This is a genomic window from Microbulbifer sp. YPW16 (assembly GCF_021290385.1).
Lineage (GTDB): Bacteria > Pseudomonadota > Gammaproteobacteria > Pseudomonadales > Cellvibrionaceae > Microbulbifer > Microbulbifer zhoushanensis.
Map to the genome: position 1 here is coordinate 78663 of NZ_CP089928.1, position 19302 is coordinate 97964.

General features: G+C 61.3%; 16 protein-coding genes. 12 read left to right on the plus strand and 4 right to left on the minus strand.

Annotation, left to right across the window (positions count from 1 at the left end; all coding sequences use genetic code 11):
- Window positions 1–25 precede the first annotated feature (25 nt).
- The gene (locus LVE68_RS00400; RefSeq protein ID WP_232942094.1) at window positions 26–511 is read right to left on the minus strand and encodes an Lrp/AsnC family transcriptional regulator; all 486 of its coding nucleotides are present in this window, start codon (window positions 509–511) and stop codon (window positions 26–28) included.
- Window positions 512–731: 220 nt separating this feature from the next.
- Between LVE68_RS00400 and LVE68_RS00405 the strand changes: the two genes are divergently transcribed.
- The gene (locus LVE68_RS00405) at window positions 732–4280 is read left to right on the plus strand and encodes an indolepyruvate ferredoxin oxidoreductase family protein (RefSeq protein ID WP_232942096.1); all 3549 of its coding nucleotides are present in this window, start codon (window positions 732–734) and stop codon (window positions 4278–4280) included.
- A 114-nt stretch (window positions 4281–4394) separates the two neighbouring features.
- Here LVE68_RS00405 and LVE68_RS00410 read toward each other — a convergent pair whose 3' ends face one another.
- Both LVE68_RS00410 and LVE68_RS00415 read right to left on the minus strand, forming a co-directional pair.
- The gene (locus tag LVE68_RS00410; RefSeq protein WP_232942098.1) at window positions 4395–5102 is read right to left on the minus strand and encodes a ChrR family anti-sigma-E factor; all 708 of its coding nucleotides are present in this window, start codon (window positions 5100–5102) and stop codon (window positions 4395–4397) included.
- On the minus strand, window positions 5099–5692 hold the full coding sequence (locus LVE68_RS00415) for a sigma-70 family RNA polymerase sigma factor (RefSeq protein ID WP_232942100.1): 594 nt from the start codon (window positions 5690–5692) through the stop codon (window positions 5099–5101). Before LVE68_RS00415 ends, LVE68_RS00410 begins: the two co-directional genes overlap by 4 nt.
- A gap of 201 nt (window positions 5693–5893) precedes the next feature.
- Between LVE68_RS00415 and LVE68_RS00420 the strand changes: the two genes are divergently transcribed.
- The 8 genes from LVE68_RS00420 (at window position 5894) to LVE68_RS00455 (ending at window position 12519) form a co-directional block, all read left to right on the plus strand.
- Complete coding sequence (locus LVE68_RS00420) at window positions 5894–6325, plus strand: nuclear transport factor 2 family protein (protein ID WP_232942102.1); 432 nt, start codon at window positions 5894–5896, stop codon at window positions 6323–6325.
- Window positions 6326–6350: 25 nt separating this feature from the next.
- Window positions 6351–7130: an SDR family NAD(P)-dependent oxidoreductase gene (locus tag LVE68_RS00425; RefSeq protein ID WP_232942104.1), complete on the plus strand. Its 780-nt coding sequence runs from the start codon at window positions 6351–6353 to the stop codon at window positions 7128–7130.
- A 149-nt stretch (window positions 7131–7279) separates the two neighbouring features.
- Window positions 7280–8530, plus strand: coding sequence for an NAD(P)/FAD-dependent oxidoreductase (locus LVE68_RS00430; RefSeq protein ID WP_232942106.1), 1251 nt, complete (start codon window positions 7280–7282; stop codon window positions 8528–8530).
- Window positions 8530–9330 carry a DUF1365 domain-containing protein gene (locus LVE68_RS00435; RefSeq protein WP_232942108.1) on the plus strand — a complete coding sequence of 267 codons (801 nt, stop codon included), beginning with the start codon at window positions 8530–8532 and terminating at the stop codon, window positions 9328–9330. The genes LVE68_RS00430 and LVE68_RS00435 overlap by 1 nt, the downstream gene beginning before the upstream one ends.
- The gene (locus LVE68_RS00440) at window positions 9327–10592 is read left to right on the plus strand and encodes an SAM-dependent methyltransferase (RefSeq protein ID WP_232942110.1); all 1266 of its coding nucleotides are present in this window, start codon (window positions 9327–9329) and stop codon (window positions 10590–10592) included. Before LVE68_RS00435 ends, LVE68_RS00440 begins: the two co-directional genes overlap by 4 nt.
- A 23-nt stretch (window positions 10593–10615) precedes the next feature.
- Entirely contained in the window at window positions 10616–11131 is a 516-nt protein-coding gene (locus tag LVE68_RS00445) for a DUF2878 domain-containing protein (RefSeq protein WP_232942112.1), read from the plus strand.
- The gene (locus LVE68_RS00450) at window positions 11124–11828 is read left to right on the plus strand and encodes a hypothetical protein (protein WP_232942114.1); all 705 of its coding nucleotides are present in this window, start codon (window positions 11124–11126) and stop codon (window positions 11826–11828) included. The genes LVE68_RS00445 and LVE68_RS00450 overlap by 8 nt, the downstream gene beginning before the upstream one ends.
- Before the next feature lie 298 nt (window positions 11829–12126).
- A complete protein-coding gene (locus LVE68_RS00455) occupies window positions 12127–12519 on the plus strand; it encodes a glycine zipper family protein (RefSeq protein ID WP_232942116.1) in 393 nt (130 codons plus the stop codon).
- A gap of 419 nt (window positions 12520–12938) precedes the next feature.
- On the opposite strand, the gene putA is transcribed toward LVE68_RS00455, so the two are convergent.
- A complete protein-coding gene (putA, locus tag LVE68_RS00460; RefSeq protein ID WP_232942118.1) occupies window positions 12939–16085 on the minus strand; it encodes a bifunctional proline dehydrogenase/L-glutamate gamma-semialdehyde dehydrogenase PutA in 3147 nt (1048 codons plus the stop codon).
- 138 nt (window positions 16086–16223) lie between these two features.
- Here putA and LVE68_RS00465 point away from each other — a divergent pair, with 138 nt between their 5' ends.
- The 3 genes from LVE68_RS00465 (at window position 16224) to LVE68_RS00475 (ending at window position 19168) form a co-directional block, all read left to right on the plus strand.
- Window positions 16224–16739 carry an Lrp/AsnC ligand binding domain-containing protein gene (locus LVE68_RS00465; RefSeq protein ID WP_232942120.1) on the plus strand — a complete coding sequence of 172 codons (516 nt, stop codon included), beginning with the start codon at window positions 16224–16226 and terminating at the stop codon, window positions 16737–16739.
- A 77-nt stretch (window positions 16740–16816) separates the two neighbouring features.
- The gene (locus LVE68_RS00470) at window positions 16817–17728 is read left to right on the plus strand and encodes a DMT family transporter (RefSeq protein ID WP_232942122.1); all 912 of its coding nucleotides are present in this window, start codon (window positions 16817–16819) and stop codon (window positions 17726–17728) included.
- Between the two features lie 282 nt (window positions 17729–18010).
- Window positions 18011–19168, plus strand: a complete 1158-nt coding sequence (locus tag LVE68_RS00475; RefSeq protein ID WP_232942124.1) for an acyl-CoA dehydrogenase family protein — start codon at window positions 18011–18013, stop codon at window positions 19166–19168.
- Window positions 19169–19302: the final 134 nt, after the last annotated feature.

Consider the following 19302-nt stretch of genomic DNA (forward strand, 5'->3'; position numbering starts at 1 on the left):
GGTGGGGGATGGCCGGGCGGGATTGTTATTCCTGCTCCAGCAGCTGTTCCAGCGGCAGCTCTGTGCGGTAACGGACCTGCTTGAGGGAGAAGCTGCTCTTGATATGGTCGATACCCGGCAATTCAGTCAGTTTCTTGTCGAGGAACTCCTGGTAAGCCTGCAGGTTGGGTACCACCACCCTCAGCAGGTAGTCGAAATCGCCGGTCATCAGGTAACACTCCATGACTTCCGGCCACTGCTCAATTACCGACTCGAAATCCTGTAGCTCCTTCTTGACCTGGTGGTTGAGCGTAACCTGGATAAATACGCTGACAGGAAGTCCCACCATCTGGGGCTCTAACAGGGTGACGGCTCGCTTGATAAAGCCCTGTTCATGCAGGTTCTTGACCCGGCGGGAACAGGGGGAGGGGGACAGGCACACCTTTTCCGCCAGTTCGATATTGGGGATGGTGGCGTCTTCCTGCAGTATCTCCAGGATCTTCTTGTCGATGGCGTCCAGAACGTAGGCCATAGCGTTGCAGCTTCTCTCTTAGGGCGGCGCTCCCGGTTGATTATCCTGCCGTCGTATGTGTCCGCAGGGAGCCCTGATTTGATGAATTGTTGCAGGTAGTCGGCAGTCTTTGGTGACTTGTGGCTGTATTATGCCGTATTCCCGCTCAATTTGGTATGACCTGCTTATGGAGGCGGTGGTAGTTTTGTCCGCATAGATATAATCATAAGCAGGTGTACCCATGGCAATGGTAGAGAGCGACCAGGAGCTGGGCTTCGATCGCGAGTATTCCCTCAAGGCCGCGTTTACCCGCGACGAGGGGCGAGTCTTTCTCACCGGCATCGACGCACTGGTGCGGCTGCCGATCATGCAGAAGCAGCTGGATGAAAGTGCCGGCCACAATACCGCCGGCTATATCTCCGGCTACCGGGGCTCGCCGCTCGGGGGCTACGACCAGGCCCTGTGGCGCCACAAGGCATTGCTGGCAAAGCGCGATATTCATTTCGAGCCCGGCATCAATGAAGACCTGGGCGCCACCAACATCTGGGGTACCCAGCTGCTGGATCACTATCGCCAGCAGGCTACCCGCGACGGGGTCTTCTCTATCTGGTACGGCAAGGGGCACGGCGTGGATCGCAGTGCCGATGTCTTCCGCCAGGCCAATGTACAGGGCACTTCCCGCCTGGGCGGGGTGCTGGCGCTGTGCGGCGACGACCACACGGCGGAATCCTCCATGTTCTCCCACAACACCGACCAGATCTTCGAGTCGGTGATGATGCCGCTGCTGTTCCCGGCAACCATAGACGAATACCTGACCCTCGGCCTGGCCGGTATCGCGTTGTCGCGTTTTTCCGGACTGTGGGTAGGCTTCAAGACCATTACCGAAACCGTTGAAAGTGGCGCCTCCCTGGTTGTGCCGGAGCTGCCCCGGTTTGTGCTGCCGGAGGATTTCACTGTTCCTCCCCACGGCCTCAATTACGACCCGCACCTGAACTGGCCGGCGGAGCGGCTCGAGTACGAGCGCCGCATGCTGGAGGAGCGACTGCCGGCAGCGCAGGCGTTTGCCTATGCCAACCGGCTCGACAAGACCGTCCTTGAGGCGCCGCGCAAGCGCTTTGGTATCGTCACTGTAGGCAAGGCCCACGGCGACCTGCTGGAGGCATTGCAGCTGCTAAATCTTTCCGAGGCGGACCTGCAGCGGGCCGGTATCTCCATCTACAAGGTGGCCATGAGCTGGCCGCTGGAGCCGCGCGGCATGCGCGAGTTCGCCGCCGGCATGGAACGCCTGCTGGTGGTGGAAGAGAAGCGGCCGCTGGTGGAAGACCAGCTCAAGAACCTGATGTACGGCTGGCCCGATGGCGAGCGTCCCAAAGTGGTGGGCAAGAAAGACCTGGCGGGGAACGACCTGTTGCCGGCGATCTGGGGCTTTGGCCCGGACCAGGTGGCCAGGGCCATCGCCCGCTGGCTGGGAGACACCGAGCTGGCCGCGAAGCTGCTGCCGGTGGCGCAGAAGCTGGGCGCCGATACCCCGGCCAAAGCCACCGGGCTGCTGGCGCGTGAGCCGATTTTCTGTGCCGGCTGCCCCCACAATACCTCCACCAAACTGCCGGAGGGTAGCCTGGGCAGTGCCGGTATCGGCTGCCATATAATGGCGCTGGGCAAGGGGCTGCGCACGGATACCTACTCCCATATGGGCGGCGAGGGTGCCCAGTGGGTGGGCCTGCACCGCTTCTCCAGCGCCGATCATATTTTCCAGAATATGGGCGACGGCACCTATAACCATTCCGGCCTGCTGGCCATCCGCCAGGCGGTGGCCAGCAAGGTCAATATCACCTACAAGATCCTGCTCAACGACGCAGTGGCCATGACCGGCGGCCAACCGGCTGATGGAGAGGTCACCGCGCCCACGCTGGCCGCGCAACTGCTGGCGGAAGGTGTCGGGGAAGTGGTGCTGGTCACCGAGCATGAGGACCACTGGCGCGAGCACCGGAGTGAGTTGCCGGGTGCATTGCAGGTCGTGCCCCGGGCGGACCTGGACGCGGTCCAGCGTCGCCTGCGCGAAGTAGCGGGCGTTACCGCCATCATTTACGAGCAGGTGTGTGCGGCGGAGAAGCGTCGCCGGCGCAAGAAAAAGCAGATGCCGGACCCGGCGACCCGCCTGTTGATCAACCACCGGGTATGCGAGGGCTGTGGTGATTGCAGTGAGCAGTCCAGCTGTATTGCGGTGGAGCCCCTGGAGACAGCCTATGGACGCAAGCGCCAGGTGAACCAGTCCAGCTGCAACAAGGATATGCGCTGCGCCGACGGGTTCTGCCCCAGCTTTGTCAGTGTCGAGGGCGGCGAGCTAAAAAAGCCACCGGTGCAGTCGCTGGCGGAATCCCTGGATGCGGAAATCGCGCGCCTGCCGCTGGCCCCGCAACCGCAGGTGGAGAAGCCCCTCAGCATCCTGGTCGCCGGTATAGGCGGCAGTGGCGTACTGACGGTAGCGGCCCTGCTGGGGATGGCGGCACACCTGGAAGAGAAGGGCAGCACCACCCTGTATTTCACCGGCCTGTCGCAGAAGAACGGTGCCGTAGTGGCGCACGTGAAGGTGGCGGCGCGGCCGGAGGACATTACCACCGCGCGCATTCGCGATGGCGCAGCAGAACTGGTCCTGGGCTGCGACATGGTCACGGCAGCCGCCCAGCGGACCAAAATGGCTGCCGGCAAGGTCCGGGCACTGGTAAACACTGCAGAAGTGCCGGTGGCGGCATTTGTGCGGGACAACGAGCTGGCATTCCCGGCAGATGCCACCCAGGAGAGTATTGAGTCCCTGTGTGCCGAGTACTTCGCTTTTGATGCCAACCGTTATGCTCAGGCGCTGTTCGGCGATACCGTCTCCAGTAACCTGATGCTGATGGGTTACGCCTGCCAGCGGGGCCTGCTGCCCATCAGCGATGCGGCACTGGAACGGGCCATCGAACTGAACGGCGTGGCGGTGGAAAACAACCTGCGCGCGTTTCGTGCCGGCCGCCTGCTGGCGGCCGACCCGGCAGCGGTGGATCGACTGCTGGTGCCCGAGCAGCAGGTGCGGATCCAGGAGCCGGAAGAGGGCCTCGATGCCATGCTGGCCCGCCTGAAAGGCGAACTTACCGAGTACCAGAGCAGCTCCTACGCCGGGGTCTTCGCGCGTACTGTGGAGCAGCTGCGCCGCGCCGAGCAGGCGGTACCGCATGGTGGAGGGCGCCTGGCCCGTGCCGCGGCCCTCAGCCTGTTCAAGGCCATGGCCTACAAGGATGAGTACGAAGTGGCCCGGCTGTACAGCGGCGAGGATTTCCAGCGCCAGCTGCGGGAGACTTTCACCGGTGATTACAAGCTGCGTTTCCATATGGCGCCGCCCCTGCTGGCACGGCCAGACAGTTCCGGCCGTATCCGCAAGATGGTATTCGGTCCCTGGGTGGGCAAGCTGATGCCGTTGCTCGCCAGGGGGCGGGTACTGCGGGGTACCGTGTTCGATATTTTCGGCTATACCCGTGAGCGTCGGGAAGAGCGCCGCTGGGCTCGCCAGGTGGCGGGGGCAGTCAGGTCAGTGGCGCGGGGACTGCGCGCGGACAACTACGATGCCGCGCTGGAGCTCCTGTCGCTGCCACAGCAGGTGCGTGGCTACGGCCATGTGCGCGAGCGCAAGCACGCGGCCGTGCACGATCGCTGGGAGCAACTGCTGCAGCAGTTTACCTCCGGCGACTTCCAGCCCCGTGGCGGGGCGACGGTGATGACCCGTTCACCGGCAGAGGCTGAGAAGGCACCGTAACCCGGGGGTTGTACAGAGGCACAAAAAAAGGCAGCCCGCACAATACGGGCTGCCTTTTTTATTGCTCAGTTTTGCTGTCTGGGGGCTGCTGCTCCAGCACAACCGGATGGCCTGTTACGCCGGCCTGAAAGACAGCAACGGGTTTACCAGCCAGCCAAGTGGACCTTTCACATGGACGGGGGCCTCGACCACGGACAGGCACAGGCATTCCTGGTCCTGGGTGGCAATCGGCTGGTGCACCTCGCCGGGCTCCCGCAGGAGGAAATCGCCCGGGGTGTAAACACCGTCGGCATCGGAAAAGCTACCGTACAACACCAGTGTTACTTCGCGCCCGCGGTGGTCGTGCTCGACCACCTTGCCGCCGCTGCAGATGCGCTGGAACGCAACCTCGTACCTGTCCTGGCCCGCAGCCAGCCGCGATGTTTTCAGCGATGGTGACACACGGCGCCACTTCAGCGGGCGGTTGCTGCCCACCAGCTTGCGGATGACGCGCGGCAGGCGTGCCAGGGCCGGGTCGCGGTCGTCCCTGGTGCTGCGGGAACGCCTGCTGGGCGGTGCGGGCGCGGCGCACTGTTCCGGTTCGGCTGGTGCCGTCTCCTCGTGGTCGATGCGCTGCATCAGGCGATCCAGGGCTCCGTCGCAGGTTTCCTGGGGTTCGCAGTCATCCAACAGGCCGCCACCAATATGGTTCAGGCGCTCGCTCTCCCTCCGGCACTGCGGGCACAGTTGCAGGTGCGCTGACACTGCCAGGCTCATGGCCCAGGGCAGGCTGCCGGAGGCGTACTCAACCAGCAGGTTGTTGTCGGGATGGTGTCGAATCATGATGCACCCTGTTTACTCAAAATCGCTTCCAGCTTCTTTAAAGCCAGTCTTACACGGGACTTGACCGTACCCAGCGGTAGTCCCAGTTCATTGGAAATTTCACTGTGAGACTTGCCCTCCATATAGGCCTTCTCCAGTACATGGCTCTGTTCGGCCGGCAGGCTGCGCAGGCCCGCCGCGATGTCCCGCTGGCTGCGCTTGTGCTGCAGCACCAGCAACGGCTGGCTCTCAGGGGAGTCATCCCAGATATCATCCACTTCCACATCACCACCGTCGGCATCCTGGCGCCGGCTGTTCCGCCGCAGCATGTCGATGCGGCAGTTACGCATGATGGTGTAGATCCAGGTATTGGCCGAGGCCCTGGTGGGATCGAAGCTGGCAGCCTTGCGCCAGACCCGGAACATGACTTCCTGTACCAGCTCATCCGCCGCCTCGGCGGAGAACGCCTGGGCGCTGCGGCTGTAATGAAAGCCCTTGATCAGGGGGGCGTAATGGTGGAACAGGCGCTCGAAGGCCGCCCGGTCCTGGCGGGAGCCCACCAGTACGAGCAATTTGCTCCAGTCATCATCGCGACTCTGGGTCTGCTGCAAAGTGTTTCCGTTTGGGTCTGTCCGTGTTGCTAAAGCCATCTTATCGGTCTTTCCACGTTTGTCGACCTCGGGTTACGTGGTCGAGCGGCGGGTGGATCACCATCTATATGGGAATTTCCATGTAAATGGGCTATCAGTTCGGGGATGATCCGATAAGTGGCCATCGGCGTAATATTCCGCAAATCTTAACAGGGTGACAGCATGAGTGGCCTGATTGGGGAGTTGCAGTCGTTTTACCGGGACTTTCTCCAGGCGGATACCGACCGCCTGGGTCGTATCTATGACCCATCCGTCATTTTCTGCGACCCGATTCACCGGGTTGAGGGCCTGGACGCCCTGGGAGCCTACTTCGAAGGGATGAGCCGGGGCCTGGAGAGCTGCCGGTTCGAGTTCGGCGAGGCGGTCGAGGGAAGTGGCAGTGCCTGCCTGCCGTGGGTAATGCACTACGCCCATCGATCCCTGAAAGGGGGCCGGCCGCTTGAGCTGCGCGGTTGCAGTCTGCTCCGGTTCGCTGAGCGTATTCATTACCACGAGGACTTTTACGATGTTGGCGCCATGGTCTATGAGCATGTGCCGTTGATGGGCGCCCTGGTGCGCGGCATCAAGGGCCGTATGGCCAGGACGGCGGACTGATGCCCACAGGACAGGAGGGATTTTCTTGAGCGCAATCGAAGGCAAAACCATCTGGATTACCGGCGCCAGTTCCGGGATAGGGGAAGCCCTGGCCCGGCGCCTGGCAGAGCACAACAACTTCGTCATTATCAGCAGTCGGGGCAGGGAATCATTGCTGGATGTGCAGAAGGTGGCACCCACACGTATTCGCGTGCTGCCCTGTGATGTCAGTGATGACGCGGGCATGGACCGTGCTGGCCGGGAGCTGGCTGAACTTACCGACCACCTGGATATGGTGGTGGCCTGTGCCGGTACCTGTGAGTACGACGACGGCCTGAAACTGGACAGCGCCAGTTACCGGCGGGTGTTTGATGCCAACTTCTTTGGGGCTATTAACACCCTGCGCCAGGCCCTACCGCTGCTGTCGCAGAGCAAGGCGCCGGTATTTGCCGGGGTCGGGAGTCTTTCGTCGGTGGTTGGTTTTCCCCGTGCTGAGGCCTACGGTGCTTCCAAGGCGGCACTGGGGTACTTCCTGGATGCCTTACGGGCGGACGTGTCCCGTACCTGCCTGAAGGTGGTGCACATCCGGCCGGGCTTTATCGATACGCCGCTCACCGAGCGCAATGATTTTGATATGCCATTCCTGATGACGCCGGAGGAGGCGGCCGCCTGTATCGAGAAGGGGCTGTTGCAGGGGAAAAGCACAATTGATTTTCCCCGGCGGCTCAGCTGGCCGCTGCGCTTTTTCGGGTTTTTCCGCTGGCTGTGGTTTCGCTTTTCCGCACCCCGGATGACGCGGATACAGTCCCTGTCGGCCCGGCAGTAAACGGGCGAAGCGGCGGAAGAGGGATCGGTTCCGTCGCCAGCAGGCCGGCGCGGGTCGATAGCCGGCACGTGCAACTGCAACAGTATTGGAAGTGAGGCCAGCACAGCGGGAACAGCTGTGGTGGTTATTCGAAGAATAAGGAAACCTGGATGCGCATTGCGATTGTCGGTAGCGGCATTTCCGGCCTGACTGCGGCCTACCTGTTAAACAAGAAACACGATATCACCCTGTTCGAGGCGGCCGATCGGCTGGGAGGGCACACCGCCACTGTGGATGTGGAGGAGGGGGATCGCCGGCTGGCAATCGACACCGGCTTCATTGTGTTCAATGACTGGACATATCCCAACTTTATCAAGCTGATGCAACAGCTGGGTGTGGATTCCCAGCCCACGGACATGGGCTTCAGTGTCTGCTCCGATCGGGAGTCGTTCGAGTACGCAGGAAACAACCTGGACAGCCTGTTCGCCCAGCGGCGCAACCTGCTCAGCCCTGGGCATTGGCGCATGCTGCGGGATATCGTGCGGTTCAATCGCGCGGCAGTTCGCGACTGGCGTAGCGGTAAGCTCGATGATGCACTCTCCCTGGGCCAGTACCTGAGGGATAACGGATACTCTGAAGAATTCACCAATCGCTACCTGGTGCCAATGGGCTCGGCCATCTGGTCAGCCAGCATGTCGCAGATGCTGGACTTCTCGGTGAATTTTTTTGTGCGTTTCTTTTTCAACCACGGACTGCTGAATATCTTCAACCGGCCCCAGTGGCGGGTGATCAAGGGCGGTTCGCGGGAATATATCGGCCCGATGGTGAAAGACTTTGCCGGCCGCATCCGGCTCTCCACGCCGGTGACCAGCGTGATACGCGGCTCCGACGGTGTCACCCTGCAGACAGGGGCTGGCGAGGCGTTGGATTTTGATGCGGTAGTGCTGGCCTGCCACTCCGACCAGGCGCTGGCCTGCCTGGACGCGCCGACAACTGCGGAGCGGGAACTGCTGGGAGCCATTCCCTACGCGGCCAATTCGGTGGTACTGCATACCGATACCCGGCTGCTACCGGAGCGTCGCCGCAGCTGGGCCAGCTGGAATTATCGCCTGCAGGGTGACAGTGACCGTTTGCCGGTACTGACCTACAACATGAATATCCTGCAGCGACTGGACTCGGAGCAGACCTATTGTGTGACGCTGAATGCGGACGATATGATCGATCCGGACAAGGTTATCCGGCGCTTCGAATACGCTCACCCACAGTTTTCCGTGGCGGGCATGCAGGCGCAAAAGCAATGGGAGGCGGTCAATGGCCAGAACTATACCTGGTTCTGCGGTGCCTACTGGCATAACGGCTTTCACGAGGATGGCGTGAACAGCGCGCTGCGTGTGGCCCAGGCATTCGGGGTGACGCTCTGATGGAGAGCGCCATCTACAGCGGTTGGGTCCAGCACCGCCGTTTCGCGCCACGGGAGCACCGATTTCGCTACCGGGTGTTCATGATGTACCTGGACCTGGGGGAGCTGGACCAGGTGCTTGCCATGAGCCCACTGTGGTCCCGCAGCCGCTGGGCCCCGGCAAGCTTCCGGCGGGAGGATTTCTTCGGGGATCCGGTACTGGGTGTCGGTGAGGCTGTACGCCGGCGCGTAGAGGAGGCGTGCGGCGAGCGGCCGGATGGCCCGGTGCGGGTATTGGCCAACTGGCGCTATTTTGGATATAACATGAACCCGATCAGTACCTATTACTGTTTCGATCGGGATGGCCGCGACGTTCGCTGGGTAATGCTCGATGTGCATAACACGCCGTGGAACGAGCGTCACAGTTATGTGCTGGACTGTCGCGACGCGGCATCGGACGAAACACCGGAAAGAATATCGAGAGTGCAGAGAAGCAGTTTCGACAAGGCATTTCACGTTTCCCCCTTTATGCCGATGCGGCAGGCATACCGCTGGCGCAGTATCACTCCCGCGGATCGCCTGTCCATATTCCTGCAGAACCTGCAGGACGGTAAAGCTGTCTTCGACGCCACCCTCAGCCTGAAACGCGAGGAAATCTCCCCGCGTTCGTTGAATCTTGCGCTAATCCGATACCCCCTGATGACCGTAAAAGTCATTACTGCCATCTACTGGCAGGCATTGAGGTTGTGGCTCAAGCGCGTGCCGTTGTTTACCCATCCGAATCGCAGCGTTCGGGCCGATGCAGGAGAAGAACACGAATGAAGACTGTTGAAGCAGGCCAGGCCAGTCGAGTCGAAGACTCGAGTCAGTCGACCTGGATTACCCAGCTTGCCCGGCGCCTGGTGCTGGGAAAACTGGCGGGAATAAAGCATGGCCACCTGGTGGTGGAAGAGGGCGGTGAAGTGCATCGCTTCGGCGAGCCGGAACAGCAGGCTGAGGTGTCTGCGCGGATCTGCGTCCAGGATGAGTCAACTTATACCCATGTGCTCTTCAACGGCACCATTGGGTCCGGGGAGGCCTATATGCAGGGCGCCTGGACATCACCCAGCCTGGTCAATGTGATCCGGTTAATGGTCAACAATATGGCCCTGCTGGAAAATATGGATTCCCGCTGGAGCTTCCTGCAGAAATTCGCATTGCGTATCCTGCATCGTTTCAATGCCAATACCCGCTCCGGTTCGCGCAAAAACATCTCCGCCCATTACGACCTGGGCAATGACTTTTTCAAGCTGTTTCTCGACCCCACCATGCTGTACTCATCGGCCGTATTCCCTTCAGCGAGTGCCAGCCTTGAGGACGCCTCCCTGAACAAGCTGGAGCGTATCTGCCAGAAGCTCGATCTCAATGAACACGACCACCTGCTCGAGATCGGCACTGGCTGGGGCGGAATGGCGGTATACGCTGCCAGGCATTATGGTTGCCAGGTGACCACGACCACGATTTCCCGGGAGCAATATGAGCACGCCCGGGCCTGGGTGGAGCGCGAGGGACTGCAGGACCGTGTGACACTGCTGCTGAAAGACTATCGCGACCTGGATGGCGAATACGACAAGCTGGTGTCTATCGAGATGATCGAGGCTGTGGGGCACAAGTACTACAAGGACTTCTTTTCCCGCTGTAGCCGGCTGTTGAAGGAAGATGGCCTGATGGTGATGCAGGCCATCACCATCCAGGACCAGCGCTATGATCGCTACCGCAAGCAGGTGGACTTTATCCAGCGGTATATTTTTCCCGGCGGCTGCCTGCCGTCCAACCAGGTAGTAGCCGACCATATTGCAGACAACACCGATATGCAGATTGTGGGCCTGGAAGACATCACCTTCCACTATGCCCGAACCCTGGCCGCCTGGCGGGATGCGTTCTTTGAGCGCCTGGATGAAGTGCGACGCCAAGGCTTTGACAACCGTTTTATCCGTATGTGGGATTTCTATCTGTGCTATTGCGAGGGCGGATTTCTCGAGCGGGTGATCAGCACCGCACAGTTTGTTTTTGCCAAGCCGCGTTGCAAGGCGCTGCCAGCCTGACGGGCCGGTAAAGGGGCGGGGTCATGTGGCGGATTGTCGTAAACGCTGTCCTTTTCGATATTGCCTGGCCCCTCTGTGTGCTGGTGGATAGCGTATGGATTATCATCGCGTTCACCGCAGCCAACCTGTTTGTGCACCTGCGAATCGTTGCCGACAAGGCCAATGAATGGCTGTGGATCGCGGTGGTGTGGCTCCTTGGCTTCAGCATCGATACCGCAGTATTCTCCAGTGGCTTGTTGGTCAATGACGATGGTTCACCGTTCCCGCCGGCCTGGTTGTTGCTGCTGTGGGTCAATTTTGCCATGGCGCTCCGCTATAGCATGTTCTTCCTGCAGAAGAGCGCTATCCTTGCCGCATTGCTGGGGGGTATCTTCGGGCCGTTCAGTTACTGGACTGGTGCCTGGCTCAACGGCACTGTGGAATTCAGCCAGCCAGTGATCGTCCCGGTGATTGTGCTCGTATGTATCTGGGCATTGTTCCTGCCGTTTACCACCTGGCTGTCGCGCCGACGGATTTTCACCGGGGTTGAATATGCTTAGTCTCCTTGCCGCCGTGGCACTGAACGCCGCCGCGCACTGTGGTTACCAGGGTGAGGTGCAGGCCCTGGGCCTGGCGCGGGATCCCCGCAATAACAACCTGGCCTACTGTGAGTACTACCTGCCCACCCGCGACAACCGCACGCGGGTCCTCTACTACAACCCCCAGGGCCACCGTATTGCCGAGAAAACCCTGATCACCCCGTCCGGCCAAAAGCCGCGCAATGCACCGCGCCCGGAGGTAGTGCAGCAGGATTACCGCCATGGCGAGGAACGCATCGTGCGGCGACGGGGCGACCAGTGGGAAATGCGCTACCGGGAGAGTGATACGGCTGGGTGGGAGATCGACGTCATTGATGCCGGTGAACTCGATGTGATCGATGCCGGCTTTGACCCGTTTGTGCGCAATAACTGGGACCGCTTGTCAGCCGGTGACGCGGTGGAATTCAACTTCGCCTCCCCGCTGCATGGTCGTGCGGTAAAACTGCGCGCGCGCAAGGTGGATTGCCGGGGAGAGGAACAGGGCAATCTCTGCCTGCGGGTAGACCTGGCGCAGGCACTGTTGCGCATGTTCGCCGGCGATCTCTACCTGGTATACGGGACGGAACAGCGCCAGCTCAGGCAATTCGAGGGGATCGTGAATCTGCTCGATGACCAGGGGGAGAGCCAGAAACTGCGTATCGACTATTTCTACCGGTAGCCAGCAGTAGCCAGTAGCAACACCAGGCCTGGCTATCTTGGATAGCCAGGACCAGGCGGCTGGCTTTTCTATCCATGTCCAGCCCCATGCCCTGCACGCCCCGTCCCCCGGGGGATTTCCGCTTGCGGGGAAATAACTGGTACCTCCCGGTCAAAAAAATTTTCGGCGCCGACTGGCGCACACTTCGACTTGCAGCTAAACCTAAGTGGAAAGAGGCGACATGTTTGCGCTGGCCGCGCCGCGCGGGATAAACCGTGCGCACGGTGGCAGGCGTCAACTCTTCAACCGAGGTAACGCGATGAAGTCTGCATTTCTCTCTGTCGTAGGGCTCAGCGCCATTCTGGCTGCCGGCTGTGTCACCCAGGAGCAGGTTCCGGGGGCCGGTGGCGTGGTAATCGATACTTATGGCGTCAATATGCGCCAGTACCAGCTCGACCTGGCGGACTGTCGCTCGAAAGCCTATTACGCCCGGGCCGATGCCGGTCGCCGCGGGGTAACCCGCGCTGCCGGTGGCGCGCTGCTGGGCGGCGCGCTGGGTGCAATCGTCGGCGACTCCAGTAGTGCGGCTGCGGCCGGAGCCGGTGCCGGTGCACTGCTGGGCGGCGTTTCCGGAGTGGGTAGTTCCTATAGCGAAGAAGGTCGCATCGTCAGGAATTGTCTGCGCGGTCGCGGATATCGTGTATTGAATTGATCTTTTTTTGATCTTTCTGCCGCACTGGCGGTCAAAGAATCAACACAGCCTGTTGATATTCGGCAATCTCACAGGACTTGGCTTGAGCCGGGCAGTCGCCCGGCTCTTTTTTTGGCTGCTGGAAAAGCTATCTGCATCACCCGATCCATCGCGGCCGTGGGCTGCTCCTACAGGAATACGGTGGGATTACCCTGAAGATTGTAGGAGGGTGCAAATAGGCGCCAGCCGTGGGGCGGCCCATGGCGGTGAATACAAAGGGGGCGGGGTTATTACGATTGCGGCCAACTGCCGCTCCCGCGGGCGAGGCCTGGATCCAGAAATGAACCCTCCACGCCGTGACAGAAGCGGCCGCTGGTCGCGATCGGGAACGAATTCCCGGGAGCACCGCAGGCCGCGGTTTCCCCGGAATCCGATTGGCCTTACTGGGCCAGGGAGAACAACTGCGTGTTGCCGCCGGTAGCCACGGTATTGATGGTCTTGGTCTTCTCGTCGGCAAAGCGGAACAGGTAGTGCGGGCCGCCGGCCTTGGGGCCGGTGCCGGACAGTCCCTGGCCACCGAACGGGTTGACCCCGACCACGGCGCCGACCATGTCGCGGTTGACGTAGGTGTTGCCCACATTCACGCGCTTGAATACCGCGCCCGCACGTCCCTCGATGCGGGAGTGCAGGCCGAAAGTCAGTCCGTAGCCGGTGGCATTGATGCGACGGATCACATCTTCGAGTTCACCTGCCTTGAAGCGCACAACGTGCAGGAAGGGACCAAACACCTCACGCTCGAGCACGGAGAAATCCTCGATCTCGACCACCTGCGGGCCGAAGAAAGTGCCTTTCGCCGGCACCTTGTCACGGTCAAAGGCGAACAGCGGCTTGGCTTCGCCGGCCATGCGCTCCCGATGCTTCTCCAGCATACCCAGGGCTTTTTCGTCGATTACCGGGCCGATGTCGGTGGACAGCTGTGACGGATCGCCCAGGGTCAGCTCTTCACAGGCGCCCTTGAGCATCTTCAGCAGGTTGTCCGCAATCACGTCCTGGACGCACAGGATACGCAGGGCGGAGCAGCGCTGGCCGGCACTGAGGAAGGCAGACTGGATAACATCGTCCACTACCTGCTCGGGCAGCGCGGTGGAGTCCACGATCATCACGTTCTGGCCGCCGGTTTCCGCGATCAGCGGGATAATCGGGCCCTCTTTGTTGGCCAGTTGCTTGTTGATCAGGCGTGCGGTTTCGGTGGAACCGGTAAAAGCCACACCGGACAGGCGCGGGTCTTCGATCAGTGATGCGCCCACCGCGGCACCGGTGCCGGTGATCAGGTGCAGCACTTCCTTCGGCACGCCGGCCTCGTGCATCAGCTCGATGGCGCGGGCAGCGATCAGCGGGGTCTGTTCGGCGGGCTTGGCCAGGACAGCATTACCTGCTGCCAGTGCCGCCACCACCTGGCCGGTGAAAATCGCCAGCGGGAAGTTCCACGGGCTGATGGCCACAAACACGCCGCGGCCGGTCAGGTACAGCTCGTTGCTCTCGCCGGTGGGGCCGGGCAGTTCCTGCGGCTCGCTGAAGTGGCGGCGGGCACCGTTGCCGTAGTAACGGCAGAAGTCCACCGCCTCACGCACCTCGGAAATACCATCATTCAGGGTGCGGCCCGCCTCCAGGCAGATCAGCGCGGTAAGGTCGTTGAGGTGCTCCTCGTACAGGTCGGCGATGCGGTCGAGGATTTTCGCGCGCTCGTTGCCGCCCAGGCGATCCCAGGCAATCTGTGCCTCGGTGGCTGCCTGGTAGGCCGCGTCGATCTGGTGCTTGTCCGCGTTGGCGGTATGGCCGATTACCTCGCCGGTAGCGGGGTTGTGGACCGGCTCATCGGCCTTGCCCATCTTGCCACTGATAATCGGGCCGCCCTTGAACTGCTTGCCCTTGAGTTTCTCGACGCTGTGCAGCAACGGCTCTACCGCCACCGGGTCGGTCAGTTCGATGCCGTGGGAGTTCTTGCGGGGCAACGGTTCGCCGCCCAGGTAAATGTCTTCCGGTACCGGGATCTGCGGGTGGCGGAAGGGTTTGGCGTTTTCACTCTGTTCGATGGTGTCCTGCACAAGTTCCTCGATTGGTGTTTTCTCGTCCATAAAGCGGTTTACGAAGGAGCTGTTGGCGCCGTTTTCCAGCAGGCGACGGACCAGGTAGGGCAGCAGGTCCTTGTGGGCGCCCACGGGAGCGTAGACGCGTACCGGGACGCGCTTGCCATGTACTTTTTCCACCTGTGCGAACAGCAGGTGCCCCATGCCGTGCAGGCGCTGGAACTCGTAGTTGTTGGCGTCGCCGGCCAGCTCCAGGATCAGGCCCACGGTGTAGGCGTTGTGGGTCGCGAACTGCGGGTAGACCGCATCGCGGTTATCCAGCAGCTTCTTGGCGCAGACCTGGTAGGACAGGTCGGTGTGAGATTTGCGGGTGTATACCGGGTAGTCGGTGAGGCCCATCTGCTGGGCGTGCTTGATCTCGGTGTCCCAGTAGGCCCCTTTCACCAGCCGTACCATGATCTTGCGGCCAGTGTCGCGGCCCAGTGCAATCAGCCAGTCGGCCACATGGGGAGCGCGCTTCTGGTAGGCCTGCAGTACAAAGCCCAGGCCCTGCCAGTTGCCCAGCTCCGGCGCGCGGGCAAGTTCCTCGAAGATATCCAGGGAAACGTCCAGGCGCTCGGCTTCCTCGGCGTCGATGTTCAGGCCCATATCGTATTTGGCGGCAGCGACGCACAGCTCTTTTACCCGGGGCAACAGCTCGGTCATCACGCGCTCGCGCTGCAGTACGCTGTAGCGGGGGTGGAGGGCGGACAGCTTGATGGAGATGCCGTTGGCCTCCACCACGTCGCGCTTGTCATTGTTCTTGCCGATGGCCTCGATGGCCATCATGTAGGCGTCAAAGTAGCGTTTGGCGTCGGCCATGGTACGGGCACCTTCGCCCAGCATGTCGAAGGAGAAGCGGGTACCGGGCTGGTTTTCCGCCGGGCCGCGCTTCAGTGCCTCCTCGATGGTGCGGCCCAGTACATACTGGCCACCCATGATCTTCATGGCCTGCATCATGGAGGTACGCACCATGGGCTCGCCCATACGGCTGACCAGGCGCTTCATCCAGTGAGAGGGCTGCTCGGTGATATCCGGGTCCAGCTCGACGATATTGCCGGTCAGCATCAGGCCCCAGGTGGAGGCGTTCACGAACAGGGAGTCAGATTGGCCACGGTGGCTGGCCCAATTGCCGGAATGCACTTTCTCGGCGATCAGTTTGTCGGCAGTATCCGCATCCGGAACCCGCAGCAGGGACTCGGCCAGGCACATCAGCGCCACGCCCTCTTTATTCGAGAGGCCGAATTGCTGCAGGAAGGCATCCAGGGTGCCGCGCTTGCTGCGCTCTTTGCGGGACTCCACCACCAGTTCACGGCTGGTGGCGAGGATTTTCTGCCGCAGTGTGTCGCTGGGGCGCGGTGCTGCCAGCAGCTCGCTCACACACTGGTTTTCGTCGGCATGCAGGTACTGGCGGGACTTTTCGCGCGCGCTGTGCAGGTCTCCGGCGAATTGTGTTGGCATGATGACTCCAAAGCTCTAAATTGGACCAGAAGAAAAGTCGGATTATGTGCGATTTTCCTCAGAATTAATCGCCATTTTGCAAACAGTTGTGGTTAAATGTAGCGCCTATTTGCACGATCACCAGTAGGGTATGTTGCTATGTCTCGTCAGATGGAAGACCTTGACCGTATCGACCGCCAGATTCTGCGCATCCTGCAGCGCGAAGGTCGCCTGCCCAATGTGGAGCTGGCCCGGCGGGTAAATCTCAGCCCCACCCCCTGCCTGGAGCGGGTCAAGCGCCTGGAGCGTGAGGGCTTTATCCGCGACTACGTGGCGCTGCTGGACCCGCTCAAGGTCCATGCCGGCCTGGTGGTCTATGTCCAGGTGACCCTGACCGATACAGCCACCGAGGCCCTGGAAGCCTTCAACAGCCATGTCTCCAGCCTGGAAGAGGTGCAGGAGTGCCACATGGTGGCCGGCGGCTTCGACTACCTGATCAAGATCCGTATCAAGGATATGCTTGGCTATCGCCGCTTCCTGGGCGAGAAGCTGGCCTCGGTCCCCGGGGTCCGCGAGACCCACACCTATGTAGTTATAGAGGAAGTGAAGACCGATACCGCCGTGGCGGTGCCGGATCCCGAGCCGAAAAAGGCCAAATCCTCCGCCAAGCGCTAGGGCGGGATCGCCCGCCGATGGCGGGCCCGCCACCTGCACCTGTCACTCCCGCCACACCCCGGAACAAAGTAGTCTGAATGACCGATTCGTCATCCCCGGATAACCGTCGCGCTGTCCTGCTCGCCCTGGCCGCCGTCCTGTGCTGGTCTACGGTGGCCAGCGCCTTCAAGATTTCCCTGAAGTTCGTGTCACCGCTGCAACTGGTAAGCATCGCTGCGGTGGTGTCCACGCTGGTGATGGGCGCAGTGGTCACGAAAGAAGGGCGCTGGGGCGAGCTGCGACTGGCGTGGCGCCAGAACTGGCGCTGGTACCTGGGGCTGGGATTCTGTAATCCCTTCCTTTATTACCTGGTGCTGTTCACGGCCTACGACCTGCTGCCGGCCCAGCAGGTTTTGCCACTCAATTACACCTGGGGGGTATTGCTGGCCCTGTTGTCGGTGCCGGTGCTCAAGCAGCAATTGCGGACCCAGGACCTGGTGGCGGCACTGGTGTGCTACAGCGGGGTAGTGGTGATTGCCACCGGCGGGGATCTCCTGGCCCTGGATTTTGCCGACCCGCTGGGTGTGGGGCTGGCGCTGTTCAGCACCCTGATCTGGTGCTGTTTCTGGCTGCTGAATACCCGCATCGGCGGCAGCGCGCCGGTAAACCTGCTGCTCAGCTTCCTGTGTGGACTGCCCTGGCTGGCCGTGGCACTGGTATGGCAGGGCGGCTGGCAGTGGCCGCCCCTGGCCGGCTGGCTGGGTGCGATCTACGTGGGCCTGTTCGAGATGGGGATCGCCTTCCTGCTCTGGCAGGCGGCATTGATGGCCTGTGACAACACGGCGCGCATCAGTAACCTGATTTATCTTTCGCCGCCACTTTCGTTGGTATTTATTGCGCTACTGGTGGGCGAAACGATCCAGATGGCAACCATTGTTGGCCTGGTTTTGATTATGCTCGGGGTCGCCGTGCAGCAGGGTATCCTGCGCCGGGCGCTTCTGAAGCGTTGATGATTCCGGTTTGTAAATCCCGCAGGAGCGGCCGCCGATCGCGATACTGGCCCGGTCATACGTGGCCCGGTCGCGGCCAGTGGCCGCTCCTGCAATATTGACCTGGCGCCCCTGAAATACTGGCAAAGATGCGCGGATCTTCTTGTATTTCAGGGGCTTGCTCCGAGCTACGCTCGGCGGCTGCACATCCATGTGCAGCATTAACCCGGCAATATGTAATTGGCGGGTTAATAATAACGATTGAGAGAAACTGAAAAGCGATAAAGATAAGCAGGTACCCCCATGGATTTTTCCCTCACTGAAGAACAGCAGATGATCCAGGACGCCGCCCGCCAGTTCGCCGACAGCGAGCTGAAGCCGGTCGCGGCAGAGCTGGATGCCACCGGCAATCGCGAGCTGTTACTGGACAAGCTGAAGCAGCTGGCCGAACTGGGTTTTATGGGCATTAATATTGACCCGGATTTTGGCGGCACCGGTGCCGGTACCGTGGCTTTCAGCCTCGCGATCACCGAGCTCGCCCGCGGCTGCGCTTCCACCGCTACCACTACCTCTGTAACCAATATGGTGGCAGAGGTGATCCAGGCGGTGGGCAGTGAGGAGCAGCGGGCAAAGTACCTGCCGAAGATCTGCAGCGGTGAATATCCTGCCGGTTCCTTTTGCCTGACCGAACCCAGCTCCGGTTCCGACGCCGCCGCCATGCGTACCCGTGCGGTGAAGGACGGTGATGAGTACGTGCTGAATGGCAGCAAGCTCTATATCTCCAGCGCCGAATTCGCCGGTGTATTTGTGGTCTGGGCGGTGACCGATCCGGAAGCGCCAAAAGGGAAGGGGATTTCCTGTTTCCTGGTGGAGGCGGGCACGCCGGGCCTGGTGATCGGCAAGGCCGAGGAAAAGATGGGCCAGAAAGCCTCGGTCACCAATGAGGTTTCCTTCGATGACTGCCGCATCCCGGCCGCCAACCTGATGGGCGAGGAGAACCGTGGTTTCCGTATTGCCGCCGGTGAGCTGGCCGGCGGCAGGATCGGCATCGGCTCCCTGGGCCTGGGTATCGGCCTGGAGGCGCTGGACTGCGCACGCGCATTTATCCAGGAGCGCGAGCAGTTCGGGCAGCCGCTGGCGAAGTTCCAGGGCCTGCAATGGCAGCTGGCCGACAAATATACTGAGATGGAAGCCGCGCGACTGCTGCTGTTACAGGCAGCCTGGCAGAAAGACGCGGGTATGGACTTCGGTCCGGCCGCTTCCATGGCCAAGCTGTATGCGACGGAAAAAGCCAACGAGGCTTGCTACACGGCACTGCAAATGCACGGCGGTGCCGGTTATACCCGCGACTACCCGCTGGAGCGGATGGCGCGCGACGTGCGTATCACCACCATCTACGAGGGCACCAGCGAGATCCAGCGGCTGATCATTGCCCGTCACCTGCTGACCGGGATGCGTTAAGCGCCTCTAGCAACTTCCCTGCGCAGGTCTCCCGCTGCGGAGACCTGCGTTCCTGCACCTGCTTCCTCCTGATCCCCTATTCGCCGGATTCCTTTCAGGGTTCCTTATCCCACCGCATTTGCCTGGTAGCAAGG